General features: G+C 73.2%; 1 pseudogene. It reads left to right on the top strand.

Features of this window, described 5'->3' with window-relative positions:
- Positions 1-93: 93 nt before the first annotated feature.
- Positions 94-1,095: pseudogene (locus AOK23_RS43000) on the top strand (type IV secretory system conjugative DNA transfer family protein); the annotation flags it as partial.

Below are 1,095 nucleotides of genomic sequence, written 5' to 3' on the forward strand. Positions count from 1 at the left end.
CCCGCACCCGCCGACGCACCCTCGCTCCCCGAGCCATGACGCGTCCGACCCCACACAGCCAGACACACCACGACCTGACGGGGGACCAAGACAATGAGCACCCGCAAGAAACCGCACGGTACCGCCGACGATCTCCTCCCATGGGTCGTCCCCGGCGTCGCCCTCCTCGCCGGCACCCTCTTCTTCGCCGCCTGGCTCGGCGGTTCCCTGGGCGCCGCCCTCACCGGCAACGGCTGGGACCCACCGCCGTTCACCCTGGAGACGATGTCCACCCTCGTGAAGGAGGGCCCGGCGACCGTCTGGCCGACGACGTCCACCGGCGCGATCACGGCCGGCATCGGCACCGTGTTCGGCGCGGCCGTCGCCCTCCTCGTCACCCCGGTCGTCCTGATCCGCCGCCGCGGAGCGAAGCCCTCCGGTCTGGCCGGCCGCAAGGAACTCGCCGGTCTCCTCCCGAAGGGTGCCGCCGCCCGCGCCCGCCAACTCCGCCCGTCCCTGCCGAAGTCGGGCCGCCTCGCCCGCGGCAGTGTCCTGCTGACCTCGAACAAGGCGGACGTCTACAGCGTGACGCGCGCCGAACGCGAACGCGCGGGCACGGTGTGGACGTTCGACCCGCAGGGCATCGCCCACACCCCGCGCGGCCTGTGGTGGGACATGCTCGCCGACGCCGCGACGATCGAGGGCGCCCGCCGCCTCGCCGGTCACTTCGTGGGTGCCGTCAACGACGACGCCTCCAAGCGGGACTTCTGGATCTCCGCGGCCCAGAACACCCTCACGGCCCTGTTCCACGCGGCCAACCGGGGCGGACGGCAGGTCGGGGAGGTGCTGGCCTGGCTGGCGGACCCGGCCGACCGTACACCCGTCGACCTGCTGCGGGACGCGGGCATGGCGGCCCTCGCCGACCAGCTCCAGGGCACCGTCCAGGGCGCGGTGGAGACCCGCGACGGCATCTACGAGACGGCCCGCCAGTGCGTGGCCTGCCTCCTCGACCCGACGATCGCGGCCTGGGTGAGCCCCGACCCGGAACTCCCGCAGTTCCTGCCCGAACGGCACGTCCTCTCCTCGGACACGCTCTACCTGCTCTCCAAGGACGGC

The organism is Streptomyces torulosus (assembly GCF_001419765.1).
Taxonomy (GTDB): Bacteria; Actinomycetota; Actinomycetes; order Streptomycetales; family Streptomycetaceae; genus Streptomyces; species Streptomyces torulosus.